This window comes from Nitratidesulfovibrio liaohensis (assembly GCF_011682075.1).
Taxonomy (GTDB): Bacteria; Desulfobacterota; Desulfovibrionia; order Desulfovibrionales; family Desulfovibrionaceae; genus Cupidesulfovibrio; species Cupidesulfovibrio liaohensis.
In genome coordinates this window covers 1-7706 of sequence record NZ_VSMK01000067.1, presented here as the reverse complement: position 1 = coordinate 7706, position 7706 = coordinate 1, and the positions used below count along the sequence as shown (strand labels likewise).

General features: G+C 66.1%; 7 protein-coding genes and 1 pseudogene. All 8 read right to left on the bottom strand.

Annotated elements, in window-relative coordinates:
- A pseudogene (locus FVW27_RS03105) lies at nucleotides 1-201 on the bottom strand (1-deoxy-D-xylulose-5-phosphate reductoisomerase); the annotation flags it as partial.
- A gap of 37 nt (nucleotides 202-238) precedes the next feature.
- A complete protein-coding gene (locus tag FVW27_RS03100; RefSeq protein WP_167122653.1) occupies nucleotides 239-1777 on the bottom strand; it encodes a pyridoxal phosphate-dependent decarboxylase family protein in 1539 nt (512 codons plus the stop codon).
- 239 nt (nucleotides 1778-2016) lie between these two features.
- On the bottom strand, nucleotides 2017-2823 hold the full coding sequence (locus FVW27_RS03095; protein ID WP_167122651.1) for a phosphatidate cytidylyltransferase: 807 nt from the start codon (nucleotides 2821-2823) through the stop codon (nucleotides 2017-2019).
- The gene (uppS, locus tag FVW27_RS03090) at nucleotides 2820-3602 is read right to left on the bottom strand and encodes a polyprenyl diphosphate synthase (protein ID WP_424991842.1); all 783 of its coding nucleotides are present in this window, start codon (nucleotides 3600-3602) and stop codon (nucleotides 2820-2822) included. The genes FVW27_RS03095 and uppS overlap by 4 nt, the downstream gene beginning before the upstream one ends.
- Before the next feature lie 136 nt (nucleotides 3603-3738).
- The gene (frr, locus tag FVW27_RS03085; RefSeq protein ID WP_015946539.1) at nucleotides 3739-4299 is read right to left on the bottom strand and encodes a ribosome recycling factor; all 561 of its coding nucleotides are present in this window, start codon (nucleotides 4297-4299) and stop codon (nucleotides 3739-3741) included.
- Between the two features lie 5 nt (nucleotides 4300-4304).
- Nucleotides 4305-5021: a UMP kinase gene (pyrH, locus tag FVW27_RS03080; RefSeq protein ID WP_167122649.1), complete on the bottom strand. Its 717-nt coding sequence runs from the start codon at nucleotides 5019-5021 to the stop codon at nucleotides 4305-4307.
- A gap of 119 nt (nucleotides 5022-5140) precedes the next feature.
- Entirely contained in the window at nucleotides 5141-5941 is an 801-nt protein-coding gene (locus FVW27_RS03075; RefSeq protein ID WP_167122647.1) for a glycosyltransferase family 2 protein, read from the bottom strand.
- A gap of 479 nt (nucleotides 5942-6420) precedes the next feature.
- Complete coding sequence (locus FVW27_RS03070; RefSeq protein WP_167122645.1) at nucleotides 6421-7578, bottom strand: DegT/DnrJ/EryC1/StrS family aminotransferase; 1158 nt, start codon at nucleotides 7576-7578, stop codon at nucleotides 6421-6423.
- Between the last annotated feature and the right edge of the window lie 128 nt (nucleotides 7579-7706).

Genomic DNA, 7706 nt, shown 5'->3' with positions numbered 1-7706 from the left:
GCGGTGACGGATGGCCTGATCGGCCAGCAGGCGCACGTTGCGCGCCCCGGCCAGCGCGGCCACCCGGAACAGGCCGGGATGCGCCTCGATGACCTTCAGCGCGCTGGTGCCGATGGAGCCGGTGCTGCCCAGCAGGGCCACCGTGCGCGGCGCTGCGTCTTCCCATGCCCTGTCCGGCATGCGCGAAATGTAGCGGATCATGCCCGTGTTCTTCCCTTTCCGCCGTCTGTGGGCGGGTCTAGACCTGCGGGGTCTGCGAAACCTGGGGGCCTTGCGGGGTCTGCGAAACCTGGGGGCCTTGCGGCCCCTGCGCCGCCAATTCACGGCCAAAGCTGGTCATGAGGTCGAACAGCAGGCGGATGTCGGCCTCGGAGGTGCGGTGGTTGGCCACGCACAGGCGCACCCCGGCCCTGCCGCGTACCATGGCCGGGGTCAGGAACCCTTCGCCGGATGCCTCCAGCCGTTCCAGCAGGCGCACCTGCAAGCGGTCCACCTGTTCCTCGGTCCAGCCGTCGCCCTGCGGCAGGTAGCGCGCGCAGGCGATGGACAGGTGCACCGGCGCCAGCACCCGCCATTCCGGCGAGGCGGCGCACAGGTCGCGGAAGTGCCGGGCCAGTTCCATGTTGCGCGTCACGATGCGCCGCAGCCGCTCGCGCCCGTACGTGCGGAAGGCAAACCATACCTTCAGCGCGCGGTTGGCGCGGCTGAGGATGAAGGTGGTGTTCTTGAGGTCGTGCGGATTTTCCTCACCCAGGTACGAGGCGCGCGCCCGGAACGTGGCGATCTGTTGCGCCTTGCTGCGGAACAGCGTCACCCCGCACTCAAGCGGGATGAAGAACCACTTGTGCGGGTCCACGCAAATGGAGTCCGCCCGGTGGATGCCAGCCAGCAGCGCGCGGCCTTCTTCCGTCAGCATGGCCGCGCCGCCGTAAGCCGCATCCACGTGGAACCACAACCCTTCGGCGGCGCACACGTCGGCCATCTCCGGCAGCGGGTCCACCGCGCCGGTGGTTACCGAACCCGCCTGGGCCACCACGCAGAACGGGGCAAGTCCCGCCTCCCGGTCCATCTTGATGGTCGTGCGCAGGGCCGCCACGTCCATGCGGTTGTCCGCATCGGAAGGGATGGCGCGCACGTTGTCCGCGCCCAGGCCCAGCAACACCGCGGAACGCTCGATGGACATGTGCCCCTGGTCGGAAACATACAGCACCGGGGTGCGCCCGATGCCCGCAAGGCCTTTGGTGGCCGCCTCCGGAAAGTGCGTGTGGCGCGCCACGGTCAGCCCCATCAGGTTGGCCATGGTGCCACCGGACACGATGGTGCCGCCCGGGCCGTCCGCATCGCCTGCGGCACCGACCGCTTCCGGCAGGCCGAACAGTCGGGCCAGCCAGCCGATGACGACGTGTTCCAGCACCGTGGCCGCCGGGCCGCCCTTGAACGACAGCGGCGCCTGGTTCAGCCCCGTGCACACGATGTCACCCAGCGTGCCCGCCGGGGCCGGGCTGGTCGTTATCCATGCCAGAAAGCGCGGGTGCCCGATGCGCGTGGCGTACGGCTCTATGCACCGGGCCACATCGTCCAGCACCGCGTGCGCCCCCGCGCCCGTCTCCGGCCAGTCGGACGGAATCAGCGCCGCCAGTTCGTCGAACGTGGCTGGATGCACCACCGGACCTTCCGCGCACGGGCCGATGCGCTCCACCCGGTCCGCGATCATGGTCGCCGCCCGGTGCAGCAGGGCTTCGAAATCTTCCAGGTCGAGTGTCTCGTGTCGTTGCATGGGGTGTAAAGTATGCGAGTTGCGGCGTGTCTGGAGCTATTCCGGGGGAAGGGGGAAAACCACTTTTGAAAAAGTGGTTTTCCCCCTTCCCCCGGACCCCCATCCCCCTTTCCACCAAACTTTTCAATGGGTATGGCGGCAACGGTTTTTCAATTGAAAAGTTTGGGAGGATGGAGAGGGGGTGCGGGGGAGAGGAAGGAACCTTTTACAAAAGGTTCCTTCCTCTTCCCCGACAAACATTAAAAGAACGGAAACACCGAATCCAGGGCGGCATAGGCGGGCACGACGAAGAGCAGGCTGTCGATGCGGTCGAGCAGGCCGCCGTGGCCGGGCAGCAGCGCGCCGGAGTCCTTGACGCCGAGGGTGCGCTTGAGGGCGGATTCGAAGAAGTCGCCCAGTTGCGAGGCCACGTTCAGCAGGCCGCCCAGCAGGGCAAAGGCCCACCACGGGGCGGTACCTGCGGCAACGCCCACGCCGGTGGTGGCGAGCACGCACAGGGTGAGGCCGCCCAGGCTGCCGACCCAGCTTTTCTTGGGGCTGACGCGCGGCCAGATGCGCGCCTTGCCGAACCAGGTGCCTATGAAATAGGCGCCGGTGTCGGAAATGACGGCGGCCAGCACCACCACCAGCTGTTCCCAGCGGTTGAAGTGCAGGGCGGGCAGCAGCAGTACGGGCACGTACAGGATGCCGCTGGCCAGCACCTGGCCTTCGGTGAAGCGGCAGTCGTCCTCACCGTTGCCCCAGGTGAGCAGAAAGCCCACGGCGCCTACCAGGAAGGCGGCGGCAACGCAGCCCAGCACCATCCAGGGGCGGTCCATGTGCCCGGCGGCCAGTACGGCGGCGCCAAGGGCCATGCCGGTGGCCTTCAACGGCAGGCGGGCGTTGCCGGGCCAGAACATGGTGTAGAATTCCAGCAGGGCCAGGCTGGCCACGGCCACCACCATGATCAGCAACACCCAGCCGCCCATGGCAAGGCCCACGGTAAGCAGGGCCGCAAGGGCGGTGCCGGTGACGACGCGTTGGAAATGGGGAGATGCCGAGGTCACGCGGGGGTTGCCTCCGTTTTGCCGAAGCGGCGCTGCCGCCCGGCATAGTCGCGCAGGGCGGCGCGGAAATGCTCTGGGGTGAAGTCCGGCCAGAGGGTGTCGGTGAAGTGGAATTCACTGTAGGCGCTCTGGTAGAGCAGAAAATTGCTGATGCGCACTTCGCCGCTGGTGCGGATGACCAGGTCCGGGTCGGGCTGGCCCGCAGTCCACAGCCGCGCGGCAAAGGCTTCCTCGGTGATGGCTTCGGGCGCCAGGCCTTCGGCGGCCAAGGCGCGGCAGGCCATGAGGATTTCATCGCGGGCGGAGTAGTTGAGGGCCAGGTTCAGGCGCATGGCGGTGCAGGCTGCGGTGCGGGAAATGGCGTGCTCCAGCGCCTTGCGCGCGGCCAGCGGCAGGTCGGCCAACTGGCCGAACACGGAAAGCCGGATGTCGCGCTTGATGAGGTTGGGCAATTCCTCGCGCAGGAAATCCACCAGCAGCTCGAACAGAAACTTCACCTCGGCACCGGGGCGGCCCCAGTTTTCCTTGGAGAAGGTGTACATGGTCAGGTGGGGGATGCCGAGGGTGCGGCATTCGGTGACGATGGCCCGGGCCGCCTCGGTGCCGGCACGGTGGCCGTCGCTGCGCGAAAGGCCGCGCTGGGTGGCCCAGCGCCCGTTGCCGTCCATGATGACGGCTACATGGCGGGGCAGCGTGGCCGGTGCCAGCGTGTCTGGTGACGGCGTGTTCGGCGCGGAAGTTTCCGGCAGGGGGGAGCCCGCCGTGGGAGCGTTGTTCACGATAAGCCTCTGCTGCGCGGGCAATGCCCCGCGTCATATGCGCCATGGCCGGTCCGCCCGCCCGTCCGTCCAACCGCGTGTGCGGGGCGGGACTGCTGCGGGCGCGACCGGCCATGCAAGAGAAGGCCGCGTCGGCCTAGAGTTCCATGATTTCCTTTTCCTTGGCCGTGCACTTCTCGTCCGACTTGGCAACGAAGCGGTCGGTCAGCTTCTGCACGTCGTCGGTGGACTTGCGCACGTCGTCCTCGGAAATCTCCTTGCCCTTTTCCAGCTTCTTCAGGGCGTCGTTGGCGTCGCGGCGCACGTTGCGCACGGCCACCTTGGCTTCTTCGGTGTACTTGCGGGCCACCTTCACGAGGTCCTTGCGGCGTTCCTCGGTCAGCGGCGGGATGGAGATGCGGATGATCTTGCCGTCGTTGACCGGGTTCAGGCCAAGGTCCGACTTCATGATGGCCTTTTCCACCAGCTGGAAGGCCGAACGGTCCCACGGCTGGATGGTCAGGGTGCGGCTGTCGGGCACGCTGACGGACGCCAGCTGGCTGATGGGCGTGGGCGTGCCGTAATAGTCCACTTTGATGTTGTCCACCAGCGAGGTGGAGGCGCGGCCCGTGCGCAGCTTGGCGAATTCGCGGTCCAGGGAGCCGAGGGCCTTTTCCATGCGCTCTTCGGCGTCGAGAAGAATGCTATCCATATCCATGGGGGTTAGCCTCCGTGTACGATGGTTCCGACGTCTTCGCCCATGACCACGCGCTTGATGCTGCCCTTGAACATGTTGCAGACGATGATGGGCACATCGTTCTCCATGGCCAGGGTGATGGCCGTGGAGTCCATGACGCCGAGCTTGCGCTGCAACGTTTCGACGTAGCCGAGGGTGCGGAACATCACGGCATCGTCATGCTTCATGGGATCCTTGTCGTAGACGCCGTCGACCTTGGTGGCCTTGATGATGGCCTGGCACTTCAGTTCCATGCCGCGCAGCGCGGCCGCCGTGTCGGTGGTGAAGTAGGGGTTGCCGGTGCCTGCCGCGCAGATGACCACGCGGCCCTTTTCCAGGTGCCTGTCGGCCCGGCGGCGGATGTACGGCTCGCAGACTTCCTGCATGGTGATGGCCGAAAGCACCCGCGTGGGATGGCCGATCTTTTCCAGGGCGTCCTGCACGGCCAGTGCGTTGAGCACCGTGGCCAGCATGCCCATGTAGTCGGCCGATGAGCGGTCCATGCCCTTGGCGGACGAGGAGAGGCCGCGGAAGATGTTGCCGCCGCCGATGACAAGCGCCACTTGCAGGCCCATGTCGACAACCTCGGCGATTTCCTCGCATATCTTCGAAACAGTCTGGGGGTCAATACCGAACTTGTTTTCGCCCGCCAGGGCTTCGCCGCTGAGCTTCAGCAGCACGCGCTTGTAGCGGAGTTCGCTCATGTCCATCCCTCGGTGTGTGGTTGTATGTTGCGTCGTCTGAAATTCGTGTGCGTGCGCGGGTTGCCGGTGCCGATGTTGCAGTGCCCGTTTGTCGGGGGGGCTCGTGCCGTCCGTGGGGGCTAGTGATGGTTGAAAGGCGCACCCCAGTCGCCCTCGCGTACCCGGATATACTTCAGAAAGGCGTAGAATGCCCCGTGCACCGCGTTGATGAAGCCCGCCCGGCCATCCATGAAGCCCAGCTTGACCACGTACAGTTTCAGGAACCGGGCCAGGCCGTGCGCCGTGGCCACGGCCACGCCGCCCTGGCGGCCTTTGGCGCGCAGGTCGTCCGCGCCCTGCTGCGCGTACGAGTTGATCTTGTCCAGGTGCTGGCGAAAGCTGTCGTACGGGTAGTGCAGGATGTCGCCGCGCAGGCGGCCCGTTTCACCCTTTGGGTGGAACGAGTAGTGCGCGCCGGAGACGTGCACTTCCATCTGCGCGGGGCGGAACAGCCGCAGCAGGTAGTCCGGGTACCAGCCGCTGTGCTTCATGAACCGGTCGAAGTACCACGAGCGGCGGGGCACCCAGTAGCCAGCCCGGCGTGCGTGGGTCCCGTGGCTGCCCTCGCCCCCGCGCACCTGCGCGCGCACGGCGGCCAGCACGCTTTCGCGCAGTTCTTCGGTGCAGATCTCGTCCTGGTCCAGGCTGAACACCCATTCGGTGTCGATGAGCGAGAGGGCGTGGCGGAACTGCGGGCCGGGGCCTTCCCATTTGCGCTGGACGACCTCTGCCCCGGCGGAGCGGGCCATGTCCACGGTACGGTCGGTGCTGAAGGAATCGACCACCAGAACCCTGTCGCAAAAGGACAGCGAGGCGAGACACCTGTCGAGCAGGCGTTCGCCGTTGTAGGTGAGCACAAGGCCGGTGATGGCGGGGCGCATGCTGTCCTGCCGGTGGCGGCGGGGTTGAGGTTGGGGGGGAGGCTTGGACTGGATTATGTTACGCGGTCACGCTGCCATCGAAATCCGTCTTTTTGGGCCGGGCGGCGTTGGCGCGCGTTTTTCGATGCTCAAATACTGAAGTATGTTCCGCTCGAAAAATGCGCGCCGCCTTGCCCGGCCACAAAAAATCGTAATTCCTTGCATCCTGCCCGCACCAGCCGCCCGCAGCGGAAGATCGCTGCGGGGTATAAGGAAGAAAGACAATTTCCCGTACAGCGGGAAGACAAGAAAGACGGAGAAGTTAAACTCGGGGGTGCAGGGGGCAGCGTCCGCTCTGCGATCGCCATCCGCGCGCTGCGGTCCTTATCCGTAAGGTTCGCTTCGCTCACCAACGGCTAGGGCAAGACTCGCGCGTTGCGCTCGTCTAACGGCTGCCGTTCTGCCCGCCGGAGGCTGACAAAAACAGCTGACCGTTAGCGTTACCCCTTGCCGGTGATGATGCCGCGCACGGCCTCGATCACGTCGTTCACGTCCTGTTCGCTCAGCTTGGGCGAGAGCGGCAGCGAGATGGTTTCGCGTCCGTAGGCCACCGCGTTGGGGTAGTCGTCCGGGTTCCAGCCGTAGTTCTTCTGGTAGTAAGGGTGCTCCGGAATGGCCAGGTAGTGCACCCCCACGCCGATCTTGCGGGCGGTCATCATGGGCAGCATGGCATCGCGCGAGACGCCGCAGCGCGCCTCGTTCACCCGGATGGCGAACAGGTGGTAGGCGTGGCGGGTATCCGGTTCCGGCGCGGCGGGCAGGCCCACGGGCAGGTCGGCGAAGGCCTGCATGTAGCGTTGCCACACGACCTCGCGGCGCTTCCAGTAGTCTTCCACCCGCTTCAGCTGGTGAATGCCGAGGGCGGCCTGCATGTCCATCATGTTGTATTTGAAGCCGTGATCGACAACGTAATAGTGCTTGTAGCCAGAATCGGAGAAGCGGGCCCAGGCGTCGGCACTCATGCCGTGCAGGCCCATGATCTTCATGCGGTCGATCTTGGCCTTGTCGCGCGAAAGGATCATGCCGCCTTCGCCGGTGACCACGTTCTTGGTGGCGTAGAAGCTGAAGCAGCCGATGTCGCCGATGTCGCCCGCCTGCCTGCCCTTGTAGGTGGTTTCGATGGCGTGGGCGCAGTCTTCGATGACGGCCAGGTTGTGTCGCCGCGCAATGTCCATGATGGGGTCCATGTCGCAGGCGCGCCCGGCAAAGTGCACCACCAGCAGGGCCTTTGTGCGCGGGGTGATGCGGCGCTCGATGTCGGCGGGGTCGATGTTCTGGGTCACCGGGTCCACGTCGGCCAGCACCGGGGTGGCGCCGGAGTGGATGATGGCGTTCACCGAGGCGCAGAAGGTCATGGCCGTGGTGATCACCTCGTCGCCCCGCGCAAGGTCGAGGGCAAGGCAGGAAAGCTGGAGCGCGGCCGTGCAGGAGTTGACGGCGGCGGCATAGGGCATGCCCTTGTAGGCGGCGAAATCCTTTTCGAACTGGTGCACTTTGGGGCCGGTGCCAATCCACGCCCGCTTCATGCTGTCGAGCACTTCGTCCATTTCCGCCTGTTCGATGAGCGGCTGGCCGAAGACAAGGAAGGTATCGCGCATGGGTGTTCTTTCTCCGGGGCCGGGCGGCGCGGCGTTGTGCCGTTGGCGCGCGGCCTGCTGTGCGTGGGGCGCGCGGTGCGCGCCGGGGGGACGAAACCCCGTCCCGTGGGGCCTCGCGGCGGCGGGGC

Bases quoted from the DNA above. Each gene is read 5' to 3' on its own strand.
- FVW27_RS03100 (WP_167122653.1), bottom strand. From the start codon at position 1,777: ATGCAACGACACGAGACACTCGACCTGGAAGATTTCGAAGCCCTGCTG.
- frr (WP_015946539.1), bottom strand. From the start codon at position 4,299: ATGGATATGGATAGCATTCTTCTCGACGCCGAAGAGCGCATGGAAAAG.
- pyrH (WP_167122649.1), bottom strand. From the start codon at position 5,021: ATGAGCGAACTCCGCTACAAGCGCGTGCTGCTGAAGCTCAGCGGCGAA.
- FVW27_RS03075 (WP_167122647.1), bottom strand. From the start codon at position 5,941: ATGCGCCCCGCCATCACCGGCCTTGTGCTCACCTACAACGGCGAACGC.
- FVW27_RS03070 (WP_167122645.1), bottom strand. From the start codon at position 7,578: ATGCGCGATACCTTCCTTGTCTTCGGCCAGCCGCTCATCGAACAGGCG.